General features: G+C 51.4%; 16 protein-coding genes and 1 pseudogene. 6 read left to right on the forward strand and 11 right to left on the reverse strand.

Annotated elements, in window-relative coordinates; genetic code table 11:
* Nucleotides 1-14: 14 nt before the first annotated feature.
* Complete coding sequence (locus tag AAZT04_RS11840) at nt 15-1,289, reverse strand: Glu/Leu/Phe/Val family dehydrogenase (RefSeq protein WP_020826943.1); 1,275 nt, start codon at nt 1,287-1,289, stop codon at nt 15-17.
* Between the two features lie 615 nt (nt 1,290-1,904).
* On the opposite strand from AAZT04_RS11840, the gene AAZT04_RS11845 reads away from it, so the two are divergent.
* From AAZT04_RS11845 to AAZT04_RS11855, 3 genes are all read left to right on the forward strand, one after another.
* Complete coding sequence (locus AAZT04_RS11845) at nt 1,905-3,362, forward strand: amino acid permease (protein WP_115058797.1); 1,458 nt, start codon at nt 1,905-1,907, stop codon at nt 3,360-3,362.
* A 132-nt stretch (nt 3,363-3,494) separates the two neighbouring features.
* Nucleotides 3,495-4,124, forward strand: a complete 630-nt coding sequence (locus AAZT04_RS11850; protein WP_020826941.1) for a helix-turn-helix transcriptional regulator — start codon at nt 3,495-3,497, stop codon at nt 4,122-4,124.
* 112 nt (nt 4,125-4,236) lie between these two features.
* Nucleotides 4,237-5,202 (forward strand): bifunctional helix-turn-helix transcriptional regulator/GNAT family N-acetyltransferase, encoded by a 966-nt coding sequence (locus tag AAZT04_RS11855; RefSeq protein ID WP_174574257.1) that lies wholly within the window; start codon nt 4,237-4,239, stop codon nt 5,200-5,202.
* Here the strand turns inward: AAZT04_RS11855 and AAZT04_RS11860 are convergent.
* Nucleotides 5,174-5,548: pseudogene (locus tag AAZT04_RS11860) on the reverse strand (aldehyde dehydrogenase family protein); the annotation flags it as partial. The gene AAZT04_RS11855 and the pseudogene AAZT04_RS11860 sit on opposite strands and share 29 nt — an antisense overlap.
* A complete protein-coding gene (locus AAZT04_RS11865) occupies nt 5,548-6,321 on the reverse strand; it encodes an NAD(P)H-dependent oxidoreductase (RefSeq protein ID WP_349525614.1) in 774 nt (257 codons plus the stop codon). The pseudogene AAZT04_RS11860 and the gene AAZT04_RS11865, both read right to left, overlap by 1 nt.
* A gap of 85 nt (nt 6,322-6,406) precedes the next feature.
* Here AAZT04_RS11865 and AAZT04_RS11870 point away from each other — a divergent pair, with 85 nt between their 5' ends.
* Complete coding sequence (locus AAZT04_RS11870) at nt 6,407-7,303, forward strand: LysR family transcriptional regulator (protein WP_129982832.1); 897 nt, start codon at nt 6,407-6,409, stop codon at nt 7,301-7,303.
* Nucleotides 7,304-7,433: 130 nt separating this feature from the next.
* On the opposite strand, the gene AAZT04_RS11875 is transcribed toward AAZT04_RS11870, so the two are convergent.
* The 4 genes from AAZT04_RS11875 to dsdC all read right to left on the reverse strand — a co-directional run bounded on the left by AAZT04_RS11875 (nt 7,434) and on the right by dsdC (nt 13,454).
* Nucleotides 7,434-9,494 (reverse strand): TonB-dependent copper receptor, encoded by a 2,061-nt coding sequence (locus AAZT04_RS11875; RefSeq protein ID WP_434680170.1) that lies wholly within the window; start codon nt 9,492-9,494, stop codon nt 7,434-7,436.
* Nucleotides 9,495-9,736: 242 nt separating this feature from the next.
* A complete protein-coding gene (locus AAZT04_RS11880) occupies nt 9,737-10,189 on the reverse strand; it encodes a DUF2946 domain-containing protein (RefSeq protein ID WP_075203542.1) in 453 nt (150 codons plus the stop codon).
* 342 nt (nt 10,190-10,531) lie between these two features.
* The gene (locus AAZT04_RS11885; RefSeq protein WP_020826933.1) at nt 10,532-12,133 is read right to left on the reverse strand and encodes a carboxylesterase/lipase family protein; all 1,602 of its coding nucleotides are present in this window, start codon (nt 12,131-12,133) and stop codon (nt 10,532-10,534) included.
* A gap of 379 nt (nt 12,134-12,512) precedes the next feature.
* Nucleotides 12,513-13,454, reverse strand: a complete 942-nt coding sequence (gene dsdC / locus AAZT04_RS11890; RefSeq protein WP_129940620.1) for a DNA-binding transcriptional regulator DsdC — start codon at nt 13,452-13,454, stop codon at nt 12,513-12,515.
* Nucleotides 13,455-13,659: 205 nt separating this feature from the next.
* Here dsdC and dsdX point away from each other — a divergent pair, with 205 nt between their 5' ends.
* Nucleotides 13,660-14,997, forward strand: a complete 1,338-nt coding sequence (gene dsdX / locus AAZT04_RS11895; RefSeq protein ID WP_187962913.1) for a D-serine transporter DsdX — start codon at nt 13,660-13,662, stop codon at nt 14,995-14,997.
* 164 nt (nt 14,998-15,161) lie between these two features.
* On the opposite strand, the gene AAZT04_RS11900 is transcribed toward dsdX, so the two are convergent.
* Nucleotides 15,162-15,311 carry a hypothetical protein gene (locus tag AAZT04_RS11900; RefSeq protein WP_434680173.1) on the reverse strand — a complete coding sequence of 50 codons (150 nt, stop codon included), beginning with the start codon at nt 15,309-15,311 and terminating at the stop codon, nt 15,162-15,164.
* Between the two features lie 71 nt (nt 15,312-15,382).
* Between AAZT04_RS11900 and AAZT04_RS11905 the strand changes: the two genes are divergently transcribed.
* The gene (locus AAZT04_RS11905) at nt 15,383-15,781 is read left to right on the forward strand and encodes a MerR family transcriptional regulator (RefSeq protein ID WP_048758889.1); all 399 of its coding nucleotides are present in this window, start codon (nt 15,383-15,385) and stop codon (nt 15,779-15,781) included.
* Between the two features lie 528 nt (nt 15,782-16,309).
* On the opposite strand, the gene AAZT04_RS11910 is transcribed toward AAZT04_RS11905, so the two are convergent.
* The 3 genes from AAZT04_RS11910 to AAZT04_RS11920 form a co-directional block, all read right to left on the reverse strand.
* On the reverse strand, nt 16,310-16,822 hold the full coding sequence (locus tag AAZT04_RS11910) for a hypothetical protein (protein ID WP_116690454.1): 513 nt from the start codon (nt 16,820-16,822) through the stop codon (nt 16,310-16,312).
* A 478-nt stretch (nt 16,823-17,300) separates the two neighbouring features.
* On the reverse strand, nt 17,301-18,242 hold the full coding sequence (locus tag AAZT04_RS11915; RefSeq protein WP_261439546.1) for an SDR family oxidoreductase: 942 nt from the start codon (nt 18,240-18,242) through the stop codon (nt 17,301-17,303).
* A 122-nt stretch (nt 18,243-18,364) separates the two neighbouring features.
* A complete protein-coding gene (locus AAZT04_RS11920) occupies nt 18,365-19,195 on the reverse strand; it encodes an alpha/beta fold hydrolase (RefSeq protein ID WP_020826925.1) in 831 nt (276 codons plus the stop codon).
* Between the last annotated feature and the right edge of the window lie 167 nt (nt 19,196-19,362).

Consider the following 19,362-nt stretch of genomic DNA (forward strand, 5'->3'; position numbering starts at 1 on the left):
GGATGGATAACGCATTAACCTGGGTAAATGCCACGCTCTTTACGTGCGGTCAGGATACGCTCACAGGCGACGATATAGGCCGCGGTGCGCAGGCTGCATTTCTTCTCTTCGGACTTGTTCCAAACGTGAACCATAGCGTCGGTCATGATCTTGTCCATACGCTCGTTGATTTCGCTTTCGCTCCAGAAGTAGCTGGCCATGTCCTGCACCCACTCGAAGTAACTGACGGTCACGCCGCCGGCGTTACAGATAACGTCAGGCACTACGGTGATGTTGCGTGAACGCAGAACGTCGTCCGCATCTGGGTAGGTTGGGCCGTTAGCCCCTTCCAGTACCAGCTTGGCGCTGAGGATTTCTGCACGTTGACGGGTGATCTGACCTTCCAGGGCTGCTGGGATCAGGATGTCCATGTCGACGGACCAGAAAGCTTCGCTTTCGATTTCTTTAGCGCCAGGGAAGCCAGCGATCTGCTTGTTCTTGGCTTGCCATTCGGTCAATGCGTTCAGGTCGATGCCGTCTGGGTTGGACAGGGTAGCTGAGTGGTCCTGGATCACGACTACGCGTGCGCCGATGCCGACGAACAGACGAGCCGCTTCGCTGCCCACGTTACCAAAGCCCTGTACCGCCACTTTGGCACCTTCGAGCTGTACGCCCAAACGTTTGGCCACTTCACAACCGGTCACGAACACGCCACGGCCGGTCGCTTTTTCACGGCCCAGAGAGCCGCCCAGGTGGATAGGCTTGCCGGTGACGACGCCGGTGATGGTAGTGCCGTGGTTCATGGAATAGGTATCCATCATCCAGGCCATCACTTTGGAGTTAGTGCCGACGTCCGGTGCGGGAATATCTTTCTGTGGCCCGATGATAAAGCCGATTTCGCTGGTGTAGCGGCGGGTCAATCTTTCCAGCTCGCCTTCAGACAGTTTGAAAGGATCGACGCGGATCCCCCCCTTGGCGCCACCGTAAGGCAGGTTGACTGCCGCACATTTGATGGTCATCCAGGCTGACAGCGCCATAACCTCATCGAGATCAACATCTGGGTGGTAACGGATGCCGCCTTTACCCGGGCCGCGCGACAGGTTGTGCTGAACGCGGAAACCTTCGAAGTGGCGGATTGAACCGTCGTCCATCTGCAGAGGAATATCAACGATCAGCGCACGCTTAGGGTGACGCAGGGTATCAACCCAACGCGACAGCTCACCGAGATAAGGTGCAACGCGGTCGATTTGTTGCAGATAGGTGGCCCAGGCCGTTGTGCTGCTTTCTGAAGCGTAGGATAGCTTTTCCATAACCAACCTTTTTATATATAGGTATTTATTTTGTTTAACCGTGGATTACTAAGTGCATAACACTTTTGCGACGCTAAATTTACCATTAAAAACGCGGCTTGTTAGCCCCCACTCATCGGGCCACAGGCCGCTTTCAAGCCGGTTTGGCGGCGTAAAAATGAATAGTTAATTACTTTTGTACGGTGGTTGCGGGAGCTACTCATGGTTTATGCATAAAAAATGCATAAAACCCGTTTTTATCTATTTTTCAGAAGCTTGAATGTGATCAAAAAGTTTCATTTTATTTAAGTGTCGTGTTGACAATGCCGTTTCCTGACGCCAGAGTTAAATTCATGTTAAATCGACGTTGTCAGCGTTTTATTCTTGAACAAAAATAATCATAACCGACTGATAATAAATGAATCACCCTCCACGCTCATGCTTCGCATGCTAAATGTGGGCTAGCGCGCAGCTCGAACAGCCGTTTTCTGATGCGTACATTTTTTAACTTCCCTTTAACAAAGGGGCGGTATCGTTTTGCCTGAATTTTTTTGCCGGTACAACGCGCAATGCGTTTCACTCCTGCAGCAGCGGCTGTCCGCTGCTAAATCGCCTTAATGACGGACAGGTAACACCATGACAAAAAGTAAGCAACATCGGTTGAAGGCTTCTTCAACCGAGGGGCCTGACTGCGCCCAAACATTGCAACGCGGACTCAGCGAGCGCCATATTCAACTGATTTCCATCGGCGGCGCCATTGGGACTGGCTTATTTATGGGATCGGGCAAAACCATCGCGCTTTCCGGCACCTCTATTGTGTTGACCTATGTGATTGTCGGCTTCTTTATGTTTATGGTGATGCGAGCGATGGGGGAGCTGTTGCTGACCAAGCTCGACTACCGCTCGTTTGCCGATTTCGTTTCCGAATACCTGGGGCCGAAAGCCAGCTTCTTTCTGGGGTGGTCCTATTGGCTGAGCTGGGTGGTGACGTGCATTGCCGACGTGGTGGTCTGCGGTGGCTACATACAGTACTGGTACCCCGAGGTTTCGCCCTGGCTACCGGCTTTACTGACCTTAGGGCTGCTGTGCCTGTTCAATATGCTGTCGGTGAAGATGTTTGGCGAAGCGGAGTTTTGGTTTGCCATCATCAAGGTGATCGCCATTATCGCGTTGATCGTCACCGGGGCCTGGATGGTGTTTATTGGCTGGACTTCGCCAGACGGGGTTAAAGCCTCGGTGAACAACATCACCGATCCTGCTATTTTCATGCCGCACGGCATTCTTGGTTTCTTTGCCGGCTTTCAGATCGCCATCTTTTCCTGCACCGGTATTGAGCTGTTGGGCACCATGTCGGCTGAAACCAAGGATCCACACAAGGTACTGCCGAAGGCGATTAACGTTATCCCGGTGCGGATCATCATCTTTTATGTGTTTTCCATGCTGGCGATCATCGCCGTAACCTCATGGAGCCATATTTCACCGGACAGCAGCCCGTTTGTGATGCTGTTCGATCAGGCGGGATTACCTGCTGCCGCCGCGGTCATCAACTTTGTGGCGCTGACTTCGGCGATGTCCTCAGCCAACAGTGGCGTCTATTCCAGTACCCGCATGCTGTATGGCTTGTCGATGGAGAAGCATGCCCATGGGCAGTTCAAGATACTTTCGCGCACTACCGCCATTCCGATCCGCAGCCTGATGTTCTCGTGCTTTTGCATGGTAGTGGGGACGATGTTGCTGATCCTGATGCCGAACGTCATGACGCTATTTACTATCGTGTCTACCGTGGCGGCGATACTGGTGGTTTACAGCTGGGGCATGATCCTGGCGGCCTATCTGGTTTACCGCAAACAGCGGCCCGACCTGCATGCACGTTCGCTGTTCAAAATGCCGGGCGGGGTGATAATGACCTGGCTGACATTGGCATTCTTTGCCTTCACGCTGGTGCTGATGATCTTTGATCGCGATACCCTGATAGCGTTGTGCAGCATGCCGCTGTGGTTTATCACCCTGGCGATCGTTTGGCGCTTTAGAATCAAAGACAGCGTGGCTCAGGAAGGCTATGTGTTTTACCAAAGCCGTCGCGAGGCGGAATAAGCCAGTCTCGGGAGGGCGGTAAGCCGTTCTCCCGCTCGGCATTGCGGGGCAACTGAGGTATGCTAAGCGGCTGACCCAATGATGAAAACTGGCCAATATCATCATGCCTTATCGCTATGGAGTAACAGCAGAGTGCTGAAAACCACGTCCCAATTAGAATTACTGCAGTCGGTTGCCGACGGCATTGCAGCGCTGTTTTTTCCCAATGTGGAAGTGGTGATACACGATCTCTCTACCAATAAGGTGGCGTACCTCGCCAATAATCTGTCGAAACGCAAACCGGGTGACGATGCCGGTTTGGAGGATTTTGACATCGACAGCGAAGGTCAGGTGACCGGGCCGTACGAGAAGCTCAACTGGGACGGCAAGAAAATGCGTTCGGTGAGCATTGCCGCGAAAGACGAACAGGGCGTTCCCCGCTACCTGCTGTGCATTAATTTGAGCACCGCGACATTTGAAGACGCCAGAAATGCGCTGGATATGTTCCTGTCGGTCACCCGTTTGCAGCCTCAGCCACAGCAGTTATTCAAAGACGACTGGCAGGAGAAGATCAATACCTTCCTGCACGAGTGGATCCGCCAGCAAAACGCTTCATTGGGTTCATTGAGCCGTGAACAGAAAAAACAGTTGGTGATTGACTTGTATAACGAAGGGGCGTTTAAAGCCAAAAGCGCCGCCGACTATATCGCCAACGTGTTATCCCTCGGCCGCGCCACGGTTTACAAGTACCTGAAAGAGTTAAAAAAGGGCGAGAGCGCCTAAAAAACCTGAGCGTGCCTGTTGGCGGGCCGCTGTCCTGTAAGACATATGCCCCTTTGCACTGCTGAATAACTCTGATATGGTTGCACTATACAACCATATCAGAGTGCCGATCATGTCAATCACCCAACCAAGTCCGTATTTACACCCGATCAGGGATGCGTCGCGCCATTTGGTGCGTGAGCTCGGCTTTATGGGCAATACCCTGGCAGGAACCGAACTGCCGCCATCGGCGGTGCATGCGTTGATTGAAATAGGCGATCGCCAGGTTGATACCGCCGCCGAGCTTTGCAACGTACTTAACCTGGAGAAATCCAGCGTCAGCCGCATGTTGAACAAGCTGATCAAAGCCGGGGAGCTGGAAACGCAGGCCAGCCCGCGAGATGCCAGAGAGAAGATCCTGCGGCTGACGGCGCAAGGACGAGAAACCCTGGCGGCCATCAATCGTTTTGCCGATCGTCAAGTGCTTACCGCGCTGGAGCAGTTACCGGCAGACGCCAGCGTCAGCATTGCCAATGGACTGCAGAGCTATGCCACAGCATTGCGAGCACATCGCCTGGGAGAAACGCCGGTTCCTGCAGCGCCCATCGAGATTGTCAGCGGCTATCTGCCGGGGTTCACCGCCAGAACGCTGGAAATGCACATGCAATACTATTCCCGCACCGTGGGTTTCGGCGCCTTCTTCGAAGCTACGGTGGGCGCGGCATTGGCCGATCTGGCCGGGCGTTTGTCGAATCCATTAAACCAGACCTGGTCCGCGCTGAAGGGCGATCGCATTGTCGGCTCTGTTTCGATTGATGGCGAAAGCTTGGGGGACAACCGTGCTCACTTGCGCGCATTTATTATCGATGACAGCCTGCGTGGCAGCGGTATTGGCCGCCAGTTGCTAAACCGGGCGGTCAGTTTTTGCGATGAGCATGCCTTTGACGAAACCCACCTGTGGACCTTCAAAGGGCTGGATGCGGCCCGGCATCTTTATGAAAGCGTCGGTTTCGTGCTTGCAGAAGAGCAGCCGGGCACACAGTGGGGGCAATTGATGACCGAACAGCTATTTATTCGCCGCCCAGTTGCCCCAAATTGACATACTGGGTCTCGAGATATTCCTCGAGCCCCACATCCGCGCCCTCACGGCCCAGGCCAGACTCTTTGACGCCGCCAAAGGGCACCACTTCAGTCGAGATAATGCCCTCATTGATGCCCACCATACCGCTTTCCAACTGGCGCGTGACACGGAATGCACGCGCCAGATCGCGAGTGTAGAGGTAGGCGGCCAATCCGAAAGGCGTGTCGTTAGCCCGGCGAATCACTTCCTCTTCGGTATGGAAACGGAAGCAGGCTGCCAGCGGCCCGAAAGTTTCTTCATGCGCCAACCGCATCTGTTCATTGGCGTCGGCCAATACCGTGGGTTGGAAGAAGGTTCCATTAATTATTCAATATGCGCGCTAAAGCCCTTACGCCCGGGAGCAATATCGGGTTTCAGCGTCAATGCCGGGATCTCGTACTCGCCCGCATTCTGCCTACGGAAGGGAATAGGCGAGGTTTGCTCCAATTCATTGAGGCGTTGCCCCAGTGCGTTACAAGCCTCGGCAAAGCGCGCTTCATCGACCCGCCCAGTGCGATAAAGAACAAAGGGAGGCAACACCTCGAAACCGGGATAATGCAGGATGCCATGTTGGATAGGGAACAGAATGTCATCGATCGGGCCATTGATGCCGCGTTGCGCATAGTGCGATTCCCATCCGCCGGTAGTGACAATCAACATCGCGCGTTTACCGGCGAGGGTGCCTTCACCATAACGATCCCCCCAACGGACGTCAGAGTGCTCGCCGACGCCATAGGCAAATCCGTAGGCATAGACGCGTTCAACCCAGCCTTTAAGGATCGCCGGCATCGAAAACCACCACAGCGGGAACTGCAAGATCACCGTATCGGCCCACAGCAGCTTTTCCTGTTCCAGTTCAATGTCTTTGCTCTGTAAACCCTGAGCAAAAGCCTGCTGGGAATCGAGCGACGGATTGAAACGAACACCGGGTTGGGCCGTACTGTCATTGGCGTCGAGCGTCGCTTTCCATTGCATGGCATACAGATCGGAAACTTGCACCGCATGGCCGGCAGCTTCGAGCCGCTGTACTGAAAAATCCCTGAGTGAACCATTTAATGACTGCGGTTCAGGGTGGGCGTAGACGATTAAAACATTCATTGTGGAACCTCCATTGATTGATGGAGGCAGGTTAGGCTGCTGCAAGGTATATTAGAAATGAATTTCCAATATTACAGGTATTAGCATGAATAATATCAGACGTCTGGATCTTAACCTGCTGGTCACGCTGGACGCCTTGCTTTCAGAGCACAACGTTACCCGGGCGGCACAACGTTTAAACTTCTCACAACCGGCGGTCAGTGTGCATCTCGCCAAACTCAGAGACATCTTTAACGATCCGCTGCTGTTGCCGGGGCCACGAGGAATGCGGCCCACCGCACGCGGCGACGAGTTACGTGAACCGCTGCGGCAGGCACTTGATGCACTGGAACAGGCGGTGTCACCTTCAGCGCCCTTTGATCCCAAAGTGGCTGAAAATATCTGGCGCGTAGCGGCTTTTGACTATGGTGAGTCGACCATTGTTCAGCCGGCGTTGATGGGCCTGCGGTCTGCGGCACCGAACAGCAGACTGGCGGTGATCGAGACAGTGCCTTCACGCATCGCCAGGCAGGCGGAGCAGGGTGAGATAGATTTGGCCTTTCATACACGTGAAGGGGCTCCAGCCCATTTGCGACAACGAATTTTGTTTAGCGAACGCTACGTGCTGGTGGGACGAGCCGGACACCCAGGCTTGCAAAAACCACCTTCACTGGCTGAGTTTTGTGAGCTGGAACATGTGATGGTTTCGCCGGACGGCGGGGGCTTTTTCGGCATCACCGACAAAGTGTTGGCAGAAGCCGGTTTGACCCGGCGAGTGGTGCTTTCCGTACCGCATTTTCTGTTTGTGATGTCGGTGCTGGCAACCTCTGAGCTGGTGGCCATGCTGCCGTCACGTCTGGTACGCAATAATAGCGCGTTGCAGGTGGTGGAGCCGCCCGTCGAGCTACCGGGCTTCGAGATGACCATGCTATGGCATGAGCGTGCCCATCGCGATCCGGCGCATCAATGGCTGCGAGAGCATATTGTCTCGTCGGTTGCATAAAGATATCTGCACGGTTTCAGGCATGTGGGCGGCTGTATTTCAGCAAATTGCCCGTGAATAACAAAATTAGCGCGCGGAGCAATAACAAACATGGGGCGGTGGCATGCATACACCGCCCCATAGCACCTGGTTAGAAGGTGACATTCACCTTGGCCCACAGGGTGCGGCCCGGTTCATTGACCGACGTATTCGACGAATAGCCGAAGGTACTGTTCCCTGCCAGATTCAGGTGTTCGCTGTAGGTTTTATTGAGAATGTTATCCAGGCCGGTGCTGAGCTTGACGTGTGAGTTCACCTTGTAAGCTACATTGGCGGACAGCACGCCAAAACCCGGGCTGTCGGCAAAGTCTTTGCCGACCACGTTGCCCTGATTGATGGCTACGCGGTGCTGGCTGCTGACCACACGCCACAGGCCGGTGCTGCTCCAGTCGCCTCGTTCGTAGGTTAAACCAAAGCGAGCCTCCAACGGTGGGATTTGCGGCAACGGCTGGTTGTCGCTGGTGTTTTTCCCCCAGGCATAAGCCAGGCTGGCATCGGTCTTCCAGTGTTCGGTCAACTGGTAACCCATACCCATTTCACCGCCCATGATGGTGGCGTTAACGTTATCGGCCTGGCTGATACGGGCGTGATGCGGATCGTATTTGAACAAGATAAAGTCATTCACATGGCCAACATAAGCCGATATCCAGCTGTTAAACCGCTTATCGGTATATTGAGCACCGATATCGATCTGCGTGGTTTTTTCACTCTTCACGCTGTCAAACGCACTCTTGTTGCCGCCAGGCCCAAATGTCGGGGAGAACAGCTCCCAATAGTCGGGGAAACGCTCGGTATAGCCGATCCCTGCGTACAGCATCAACGGCATGCCGGCCAATGTGTGCTCAATTCGGCTAAAACCGCTCGGCAGCGTATCGGAACGCTCAGTGTCGTTGCCGGTTTTGTAGTTATCCACCAGGGTGCGATCGAGGCGAGCACCGCTGATGATCTTACTCTGTTCGGTCGCGCTCCAGGTCAGTTCACCAAAGGCACCGTAGTTATGGAACTGCGCATCCTCTTGCCAGGCGTTACCCCGTTTGTTGCGATGCGTGTTGGTTTGCGTATCCATACCACTTTCCAACTTAAAATCTTGCCACAGCCAGGTTCCCATCACTCGACCGCCGACGGTGCGACGATCCAACTGCATGGTCATGCCTGCGTGCATAGGCATCCCCATGCCCATGTGTCCCATCGCCATGCCGCCTTGGCCGGGTGAACGCAGGGTGGTGTTATCCATAATATGGTTGGCGTAGTTGTAATACACCTGGGCTTCCAGCTTGTCGAACACCTCGCCAATATTGGATTTTTCTACCCGCATGCCCAGGCTTTCGCGCTTGAACTGCGAACCATCCATACTACGCCCGGCATAGCGCGCTTCACCATTACCCCGACCCATGGTCACTTCCAGCAGGGTATCGGTGTCCGGAGTCCAGCCCAGTGCCAGATCGCCATTCCATTTGTCCCAGCGAGAGGGCACGCGATCGCCATTGCCGTCCTGGTAATCATGAGAGCGTGATTTATTGCCCATCAGGCGCAGATAACCTTGTTCACCGCCCAGGCTGGCATCAATGTTTTCATCCCAACGGCCGTTGGAACCGGCCAGCATGCTGGCGTTGCCTTTGATGCCTGGTTTATCAAACTGCGGGCGTTCTCGTTCAAAGCGCACCGTACCGGCAGAGGATCCTGCGCCCCAAAGCACCGTTTGCGGCCCCTTGGTAATCGTCAACAGGTCATAACTTTCTGGTGAAATATAGGAAGTCGGCGCGTCCATTCGTGAAGGACAGGCACCCAACATTTCGCCACCGTCGGTCAAAATTTTCAGCCTGGATCCAAACATGCCGCGAAACACCGGGTCGCCATTGGTGCCGCCATTACGGATCTGTGAGAAACCCGGGATAGTTTTCAGATAATCCGAACCGTCGCTGGCAGGCACTGGCTGGCGAGGGGTTTTCGGTGAGGTCACTATCGTCATCGGCGAATAGAGCGGTGCGGTGACGGTGATCACGTCACCATCATTGGCCTTTACCGCCACTTCATGCTGGGGCTGTTGTGCAGCATGAGCATTGAAGCCCGCCAGGACAAACAGCGGCATAGCCGCAGTAATATGCAGGGAGAGAGGGCGCTTCTTATAATTGTTGGTTTTTCCGAACATCATCGTTCCTTAATGTCAATTTTGACGCTAAAAATACTTTTACATCGCAACAGCCGGTTATTTAGGCGCAGTGAAACCCGGAGCATCATGCCGCCGTTAATAAGCTTTGGCCCGGTTTTGGCGTGAGAATAATGCCAACACGGTTGCGATGTTTATTGAGTGCAGTGGGGTATTCCGACAGGCGTAAATAACCCGCCCGGTTGAATAGTCTCAACAGGAATAATTTGGCTGCAGTCTATTTATTTTTAAATCAACGGAAGTGATGCTGGTGGAGCGCGAGGTTGGGACTCGGAGTGGATCACATGGGCGAATAGCGGGAAGATATAATGCAGCGGAGGGGCGCGCGACAACAGCGAACCAGACCAGAATAGCGGTGAACTGGCCAAGTCTAACAAGGGAGCATGGATCAGCAATACACAGTAACCGCAGGCGCTGTCATCCATCATCATCGCCATATTATGGCTGCCCGTCTGCATGGTCATCGTCATGCTTTGTGCGCCAGGCTCCGGCGGCGGATGATGGCCATGTGCAGACATATCCATGCCGCAGTCTGTCATTGCGACCGTTTCAGATTGCCCCACGCGCGCATGCTCCAGCGATCGAGAGATCACCGGGGCGATGAACAACATCAGGATCGCAAAAATCCCCAGACAGGCCGGGAGATGGCTTCGCGATGTGGCAGTCCGAATTAACGACACATATATCCTAAAACAGTGCAAAATTAACGGACGGAATTGTACTGTTTTATGCTGCAAATGTTAAAACATTTTCTGCATGGTTGGGTTATTGATAAAAGAAATTGCCGTTTGGTTCACGTTATCAACCATTTTAACTGTTTGGATATATCGCAGTCCTGTCGAAAAATAATACAGACACTAAGCGTGATGATATATCCTGCTACGGAAATAGACACTCAAACTATTGTTGCTCAGTGGTGAGGAATAGGGGAATGTGAACAGTGAAAATCGCCTTAAAAAAAGACCGCACCGAGGATTCATGGTGCGGTCTTTATGCTTCTATCACTGGCCCTTAAAGATGACTCAGAGTACCCCTGCGAACTCATCACAATTGAAGGTTTTTGAAATTCCCTCGATCATTTTGGTGTTTTGGGTGTGTAGATAAAGGGTCGATTCGGTTTGTGGGTGGTAGACACCCCATACCGGCAGGCCTTTAGCATTTGGATTGCCGGTTTTGGCAAAGTTGGTCCAGTAATCCACCATCAAGATTGAAAGTTTCTCTTGTGCAGGATTGAGTTTATGCAACTCGCCGGTAGTGCCATGGAAATCACGGAAGATATACTGTAAATCACTGGTATGCGCGGCTGCGTACGGGAACGACACAGGTTTGGCAAACTGAGGAGCCGTTTTATCCGCAAACTCATAGCTGTAGACCGGCGTGTTTTTAGCCAAAAGGTTATTCATCATCGGCGTGCGACAGATAAATTTGGCTCGGCCAAAGAAATCTGCGTAGTCTTGGCCAAGATTGACCTGCTTGGCAGGGATTGCAGCTCGCTTTATTAGCGTGTTTGCGTCACTCTCGCCAAAGAAAGCTTTCAGACCCTCGTAAAAACCGATGTTGTCTATTGGTTTACCTGAATCCAGCTCCATCATGGCAGCAAAGAAGGTGCCCTCGTTGGTGTTAAATCCATTAATAATCGGAACAACGTTGTAGCGGCCGGAGCTAAAAGCGGCCTCCAATGATTCAGGCATCACCTCACCATCGGTCACAACCTGTGCGGTGGTCATATAGTTAACGCCTTTATCCAGAATGGTTTCGGTGGGTACTGCCCGTAAACATTCTGCCATTTTTTCTTCCGTACCTTCCGAACAGCCGACATTCTTGGCAACCAGTTCACCGATTTTAGTTGCTTCAGCCACTGTTGGCTGCTTTAGGGAAAATGAACCACTGGAAACAATAGCGCGGTTAAATAACCCCTTGGCACCGGGCGAAGCCATTTGTGCCAATACGCTATGTCCGCCGGCAGACTCACCAAATAACGTGACATTATGATTATCGCCACCAAATGATTGGATGTTCTTATTTACCCACTTTAGGGCAGCTTGCTGATCTAAGGTGCCGTAATTAATTGCCTTATGCCCCTCGTGGTTCAATGCCGGATGTGAAAAGTACCCAAACATACCCAAGCGGTAATTCATGGTGACGACAATAACATTCTTACTGACAAGTTTACTGGCATCGTATTCATTACCCGAACCAGAACCTAATCCACCACCGGGTATCCACACCATGACCGGCAGTTTACTGTTGTTTTCTGGCAAAACCGCTGGGGTATAAACATTAAGATAGAGGCAATCTTCAGCAGCGCTTACTGGCCCAAACCCACCCAAAGTGAGCTTGGTGGCACATGTATTGGCAAAATGGTTCGCTTTTAACGTGCCCGACCATTTTTCTTCTTCAACCGGCGGCATCCAACGCAAACTGCCTACAGGAGCCTTCGCATAAGGAATACCTTTGAATTGAAGGTACCCGTCATTTTTGACGCCTTCGATAGTCCCCTTGCTCATTTGAACTACAGGTGAAAGCTCCTGCGCAAAAGCATTAGCAGACATTGCGGTTATACTCAATCCTGCTAAAGCGGCCAGGGTTAGAATTCGCCTTTTGTTACGTGTATGTAGTTCCATTATTTCCCTTATTTATGGTGTTAAATTAAATGGATGTAAAGATAGGGTGTTGTCATATATAACCATAATGACATTAATTATAGTGACCTAAGTTATTACTTGTTGGATTATAGTGCTTTATTATGACCGTCATTGGTGATGCGGAATCTGGCAGCACAAATAACAGTTATCAACTTTGGAAAACGTGCTATTTATATTAATGAGTTCGAGTTTTCTGAGAGGTACGCTGATCCAAATAGTAAACGGTATTTGGTTTGGCAATATTATAGTATTAACTTGATGATGATATAATTATAACGCCGCTTGTTACCAGGCAGTCCCGATGCGATAACGGCAATTATCGGCAATCGGGATACTGATTTTTTTGGCGTGGTGAAACCTATTCAGATTTGTCTACCAACTCTTTTAACCAAACGATGAAGGCATCAATTTTTGGCCACTGGCGGTCGGAAAGCGTTGATACATAATAGTGCTGATCGCATTTCAGCTCCATTTTGGGCAATGGCGCAACCAGCTCGCCGGTACTGAGTTGCTTGCGGATAAGTCGCTTACGGCCCATGGCAACGCCAACGTGGTTCACTGCCGCAGTGACGGCCAGATCGGAGCGATCGAATCCTATTCCCGGCGATGTATCCAGATTGACACCGAAATGTTGAGCCCAGCTATGCCATTCATCCGTACCAGAATCATAGCTCCAGGCCTGACGATCGTGGAGCAGGGTGCAGTGTGAGAGGTTGCCGGGAAAATTGACCAGCTCAAATTGGGCTGCATATTCCGGGCTGCATACGGGAATAATTGCCTCATCCATCAGGTATTGGTAATGAAGCTGTGATGAGGGAGTCGCATCAAAATAAACGGCCAGATCAATGCCTGCCCGCTGGAAATTGACGTTTTCATTACCAGTCAGAATAGTCAGGTTGATGGCGGGATAACGGCGAGAAAAATCGGCCAGGGCCGGCACGATCCAACACTGGGCGATCGACGGCCGGGAGTAAACCGTCAGGGAGCCTGACAGCGCCTGGTTCTTGATATCCAATATTTCCTGGTTCAGGGTACCCAATGATGTTTTTAACGCCCAAAAAACCCGTTCACCTTCAACGGTGAGTTCAACTTTCCGATGAGAACGAATAAACAACTTTAAGCCGAGATTCGCTTCCAGTTGATTAATGGTATGGCTTACCGCACTGGGGCTCACCGACAGTTCATCCGCCGCCATGGCGAAAGACTCGTGTCGAGCCGCCACTTCAAATGTAAACAGCCGTGATAGCTGCCAGCCATTAAGCGATCGGTGCTGACCCGTTAACAGATGGTTCCCCGACATATTTCCCCCTGAAAGTATAAAAACCTGCATTCTACGCATCAGTTTGGTGAGTAAAGTTGATGCATGTCGCTAAATTGCACCATTTCTTGGCGCAAGTCACTCGTTTGATTCTGTTTTACTCATGTGAGGTGAGATTTTTATCGTTTGTCACCGATCGTCGTTTTCCTGTCCAATAAAGACAATTCAATGACAGGGGATATGGGCCATGGATTCACACATTTGGGTTGCCGGCACGCTGATCGCCAGTATTGCACTCATCATTTTGACCATCGTAAAGTTCAAGTTTCATCCTTTTTTAGCGTTGTTGTTAGCGAGCTTTTTTGTCGGTGGCATGATGGGGATGGGCCCGATTGATATGGTCAATGCCATAGAAAATGGCATTGGCAGCACGCTAGGATTCCTGGCCGCGGTGATTGGGCTGGGCACCATTCTTGGCAAGATGATGGAGGTTTCCGGTGCGGCAGAACGCATTGGTATCGCGCTGCAGCGCTGCCGTTGGCTTTCCGTCGATGTCATTATGGTATTGGTAGGCTTGGTTTGCGGCATCACACTGTTTGTCGAAGTGGGCGTGGTGTTATTGATTCCATTGGCTTTTTCCATCGCCAGAAAAACCGGCACCTCGCTGCTTAAACTGGCCATACCGCTTTGTACTGCATTGATGGCAGTGCATTGCGTCGTTCCTCCACATCCTGCGGCGCTGTTTGTGACCAATAAACTGGGTGCAGACGTAGGAACGGTGATTGTTTACGGACTTCTCGTCGGTTTAACGGCGTCTCTGGTCGGCGGGCCGTTGTTCTTGAAAATACTGGGGAAACGCTTGCCGTTTAAGCCGGTACCGCCAGAATTTTCCAATCTGACCGTACGAGAAGAACATGAGCTGCCTTCGCTGCGGGCAACGTTGTTTACGGTGCTATTGCCGATTGTGCTGATGTTGGTGAAGACGGTAGCGGAGCTGAACCTGGCTAAAGAAGGGCGTCTGTTTGGCCTGATGGAGTTTATCGGCAACCCGATTATCGCCATGTTCATTGCCGTGTTTGTGGCCTATTACGTTCTGGGCATCCGCCGTCATATGGGGATGAGTACGCTGTTGCGTCACACGGAAACGGGTTTTGCTTCTATAGCCAATATCTTGTTGATCATCGGCGCGGGCGGGGCCTTCAACAGCATATTGAAGACCAGCGGCTTAGCGGACACCCTGGCGTTAATGCTTTCCAATCTGCATATGCATCCGATCTTGTTGGCATGGTTAGTCGCGCTTATTCTTCATGCGGCAGTGGGCTCCGCCACCGTTGCCATGATGGGAGCAACGGCCATTGTCGCACCAATGTTAGCGCTCTATCCTGACGTCAGCCCGGAGATCGTGACCATTGCCATAGGCTCTGGCGCTATCGGTTGCACCATAGTGACCGATTCATTGTTTTGGCTGGTGAAACAGTATTGCGGCGCAACGCTCAATGAAACGTTCAAGTACTACACCACGGCAACCTTTATCGCTTCGGTGCTGGCTTTAGGGATGACCTTTTTACTTTCATACATTATCTAAGGCAGTCCTTTTGCGGCAATCGTGAGCGAGTACTTTCCATGGCTTACGATTGCCATTGCCGCCTCACAGAGAGGGTAACTCTACGCTTCACCCGATAAGCAGGGCGAAGCGATCGAATTTTATGCAGTTTATTTTTGCTGACAGGGCGCACGTAACGAGATGGCTTAGGCCCGCTGCTGGCGCCATTGACGATAACGACGGGTGATGCGCTTGGTACGTAACTGGTTGATGATTAATGTAAACAGGGGGGAATAACGGCTGGCGCGAGTACGCCCTTCACCCAGTGCGCGTAAGCGGCGAGTGACCAAAGCCATTCGTGCCAAACCTGCCTCAACAAGAGAACCCGTGTATACTAAGATTAAAGTTAACTTTAAGGTCAAGCGAAATGAAAATAGGGGAATTGGCAGAGCGTTCGGGTCTCGCCGCATCGGCCATACGTTACTATGAGCAACAGGGATTACTGCCTAAGGCATCGCGCAGCGCCAACGGGTATCGTGTTTATAGCGAGACCTCGCTGGAGCGTTTGCATCTTATCCAGATCGGACAAAATCTGGGTTTTGCACTGGATACGATCCGCGGCGTGCTGTCGCTGGAAGGAATGGCGTACCAGGACAGCCTTATGCAGAAGCTTGATGCGCGGCTTGAGGAGATTGATCGCATGATGGCGACGCTGAGTAATCAGCGGAAAACGCTGCTGGACACCAAGCGCAAGCTGAATGAATCGGGGTTACAGGGCATATGCCCAGATAAAAGCAGTTTGGTTAAGGTGACAATGTCACGATGAGTGAGGTGCGAGTTGATGTTTCTATCCCAGAATTGCTGTATACGCAGTATGAGTTCAAACGCTGATCCTGTTTCATATTAGTGCACCGGCCATGGATGTCATTTCATCCCAAAACACCAGGCCACAATTTGCGATGTACGATCACCAAGATGAGAACTGCCATAATCCTGCGCGTGAAGAAGGTTATCTATTCTGGAAAACATCGGCACAAGGGAGAATGCTTTTTAGTGCACAGTGCAAAACTGGTGAGAAGAACTCAGTGTGAATTTGGTTTTCATGGCGAAGAGATTCCGGATGAAACATTGAGTGTTTGAATCAGCATGGCATTAAGCGTAAAGCATCGGGAAAACGGGATATGAATAAAAGGCATGGTAAAGCCATGGTAAAGCCCAAAAGCTCAGATTTTACGTAGAGTTACATTGGTACGCATAATGTATATTATGTTAAATTGCATATTGAGATAGCTGAGCCTTAACCTGACTACCCGCCCCCAAGGGTTTTCTTTCTGTAGAACCTGTTCTTTCATCATCATTCCCAGTTTTCCTTTTCGTAAGGTTTTAGCCAGTTCTTTTCAGTTACAGGTACTCGTTCACCATTAAAGGTATACGTACAACAACGGCATCGAACCGGGACGTCTTCTGCAGTGAATTCAGGATTAACCTTCTGCAGCAATCCTTGCTCATCGATGCAAAGCCCGCTGTAGTAACTCGATTCGCCATAACGTACGTAGCTGCTCCAATTTTTACGCTGTAATGCAACCAAATAAAAAATCGGCTCTTCCTTATCCAGTCGACTTATTGCTTCACGATGCACATCAATCCACGGTTGCCCAACGTTACGCAGCAAAAATTTGAACAACGGCGTGTAATCAATACCTTGTTGCATTCTGCCGTGCATGCCTTCCCGCATCGGCAAGTTCTCATCAATCGCGTGTTTCTTATGGCGCTGCCAGCGGTACTCACCACCATGGCGGATTGCTCCCCTTGCAGTAGTGTTCTCCCTGCGAAAAAGCATTTTCGGCCTGCCTTTCTTAAACATCATCCTTTTCCCTGTTTTATTTTGATCGCGCTACGTGAAATCTGAGAAAGCCTGGCAGCATTTCCCTTGCAGATTTCACCAAAATGCACTGTTTAACTGGCATTAAATCGACCAATATATCTGCATATTCACCCTGAGTTGGGCAGGATTAAAGCACAAATCAGTAGCCCTGACGTAAAACAGATCCTCTTCCTCGTTGATGATGAGCGATTATGCCATGAGTAAAACCCGCGGATATCCGCTCACCGGTGATCTGTTTACCAGGATAATTTGTCGCTGCGCTGTCCATGTTTCTAAGGCGTCGCTAAAAATTCAGGAGCAATTTTTGACTCAGTTCAGTATCCGGTAAATCATCATTCTAACAAAAATCAAATAACATCATGTTTTACATTAAGTTATCACTGTCATTTGAACTCAGGCACCTAAAATTCTATTTAACATAATGCGATAATTGTGACGTTGTCACTGAAACTGCTTCTGCTCAACCAACCTTTTTGTCCTGCCACTCACGCCTGATCTCCTCCAGCCCCTCGCGATACGTCGTTACGTTAAAGTTTGGGAAGCGGCGTTTGAATTTTGTCGAGTCGAACAAATTGTCCTGCTGATATCGCGGTAACAGCTCCCGAATCTCACGGGCTCCTTTTGAAAACAGGCCCGTAACACTTAGGACCCATTTGTTGATGACGGAGTAAGAGATATTTTTCCCGAATACCTCACAGGCCAAAGAAACGAATTGAGCGTAAGTCAGTCGATCATCGCAGCACGGCAAGTGCCACGTCTGACCGGAAGTATCGGGTGCATTGCCAAGAACAGCCAGCGCACGGCTGGCGTCAGGTGTCCAGATAAGGGTACGTAGTGTATCGTCACGTACAGGGACACACGGTTTTTCATCCGCCTTGAGTTTGTCGATGATTAACGCATTGGTGAAGCTCTGCGTTTTCCCCGGCCCATAGAACTCGGGGGCACGTCCAAGAGTGACGGGAATATTCTTTTGCTCCATTTCCTTTAGCACCATATTCGCCATCAATGCTCGCACTTGCCCTTTTCGCCCCTTAGGCGCGAATGGGGTTTCTTCCGTTTGCACATCGCTGTTCTGCGGATACATATAGGTGTTATCAAAGTAAACAAAATGAGCTCCTACCGAGCGGCTCGCGTCCAACGCATTTTTTAACATCGTTGGAAACTGTTTCTCCCACAGTGCTGAATCCGGTGGTAATCCTGCAACGAAGTAAAGCGTGTCGCTGCCTTTTGCAGCTTCAAGAGTCTGTTGTGCATCCAGCAAGTCTGCCGCGATAAGCACATCGCTTTGATTGACCTTCCGCGGATTACGACTGACCAACCGCAGATCATCGGTGTATGAACGCTTCAGCTCTCGCGCAAGCTCTTGGGCGATCTGGCCATTGGCCCCCAGAATCGTTTGCATTTCAATTTCTCATCTTTGCAGTATGGCGCTATTTACGCACTCAGAAGGCGCTGCCAAAGGGGGCGGGCGACAGGCCCCTCCAGAAGGAGCCTGTTTTTTTCACGAGAACCGTGTTTCCCGCATCAGCTATTTACAAAGGCCAGTAGATCGCTGTTGACCCGATCAGCATGGGTCGTAGGTATGCCGTGCGGCGCACCTTTGTAGGTAATAAGCTTGCCGTTTTTGACCAACTTGGCCGAGAGCACGCCTGAATCTTGGTATGGAACCACTTGATCGTCATCGCCGTGGATCACCAAAACCGGGATGGAAATACGCTTGAGATCGTCGGTGAAATCAGTCTGTGAGAACGCGACGACGCCGTCATAATGAGCCTTGGCGCCGCCCATCATGCCTTGCCGCCACCAGTTCCAGATGACCGCATCCAACGGCTTGGCGCCGGGCCGGTTGTAGCCGTAGAAAGGTCCCGCGGGAACATCGTAATAGAACTGCGCCCGATTGGCGGCCAGTTGCGCCTGGAAATCATCAAATACCGATTTAGGTGTCCCTTGCGGATTACTGTCGGTTTTCACCATCAACGGCGGCACAGCACTGATCAGTACGGCTTTCGATACCTTATCCTCACCATGACGCGTGATGTAACGCACCACCTCGCCCCCGCCCGTTGAGTGACCCACATGCATGGCACCTTGCACGCTCAAATGTTTCACTACCGCAGCAACGTCGTCCGCATAGTGATCCATATCATGCCCTTCCGATACTTGACTGGAACGACCATGGCCACGCCGATCGTGCGCAACAACGCGGAATCCTTGGTTGACGAAGAACAGCATCTGGGCATCCCAATCATCGCTAGACAGCGGCCAGCCATGATGGAAAAAGATGACTTTTCCATCTTTTGGTCCCCAGTCCTTGTAGAAAATGTCAACGCCATCGCTAGTGGTTACGTAACCCATATCAATTCTCCCATTCAGCAATTAGTCAAAGGGTGATGCTTTTCTCGGCCACGCGCAGGAAAGGCCGGTTCTGGAAAATGCCAAGGAACCTTGCACCCGAACGCGGATTTGCCTTCGGTCCTGCGTTGACCGTTTAGAGAGTATAGGTTTAAAGTTAGCTTTAAGGT

Origin of the sequence: Serratia sp. Je.1.23.a (assembly GCF_051129805.1) — a bacterium.
GTDB lineage: Bacteria > Pseudomonadota > Gammaproteobacteria > Enterobacterales > Enterobacteriaceae > Serratia > Serratia liquefaciens.

Coding starts and splice junctions, on each gene's coding strand:
- AAZT04_RS11840 (WP_020826943.1), bottom strand. CDS start 1,289: ATGGAAAAGCTATCCTACGCTTCAGAAAGCAGCACAACGGCCTGGGCC.
- AAZT04_RS11845 (WP_115058797.1), top strand. CDS start 1,905: ATGACAAAAAGTAAGCAACATCGGTTGAAGGCTTCTTCAACCGAGGGG.
- AAZT04_RS11855 (WP_174574257.1), top strand. CDS start 4,237: ATGTCAATCACCCAACCAAGTCCGTATTTACACCCGATCAGGGATGCG.
- AAZT04_RS11865 (WP_349525614.1), bottom strand. CDS start 6,321: ATGAATGTTTTAATCGTCTACGCCCACCCTGAACCGCAGTCATTAAAT.
- AAZT04_RS11870 (WP_129982832.1), top strand. CDS start 6,407: ATGAATAATATCAGACGTCTGGATCTTAACCTGCTGGTCACGCTGGAC.
- AAZT04_RS11875 (WP_434680170.1), bottom strand. CDS start 9,494: ATGATGTTCGGAAAAACCAACAATTATAAGAAGCGCCCTCTCTCCCTG.
- AAZT04_RS11885 (WP_020826933.1), bottom strand. CDS start 12,133: ATGGAACTACATACACGTAACAAAAGGCGAATTCTAACCCTGGCCGCT.
- dsdC (WP_129940620.1), bottom strand. CDS start 13,454: ATGTCGGGGAACCATCTGTTAACGGGTCAGCACCGATCGCTTAATGGC.
- dsdX (WP_187962913.1), top strand. CDS start 13,660: ATGGATTCACACATTTGGGTTGCCGGCACGCTGATCGCCAGTATTGCA.
- AAZT04_RS11900 (WP_434680173.1), bottom strand. CDS start 15,311: ATGGCTTTGGTCACTCGCCGCTTACGCGCACTGGGTGAAGGGCGTACT.
- AAZT04_RS11905 (WP_048758889.1), top strand. CDS start 15,383: ATGAAAATAGGGGAATTGGCAGAGCGTTCGGGTCTCGCCGCATCGGCC.
- AAZT04_RS11910 (WP_116690454.1), bottom strand. CDS start 16,822: ATGATGTTTAAGAAAGGCAGGCCGAAAATGCTTTTTCGCAGGGAGAAC.
- AAZT04_RS11915 (WP_261439546.1), bottom strand. CDS start 18,242: ATGCAAACGATTCTGGGGGCCAATGGCCAGATCGCCCAAGAGCTTGCG.
- AAZT04_RS11920 (WP_020826925.1), bottom strand. CDS start 19,195: ATGGGTTACGTAACCACTAGCGATGGCGTTGACATTTTCTACAAGGAC.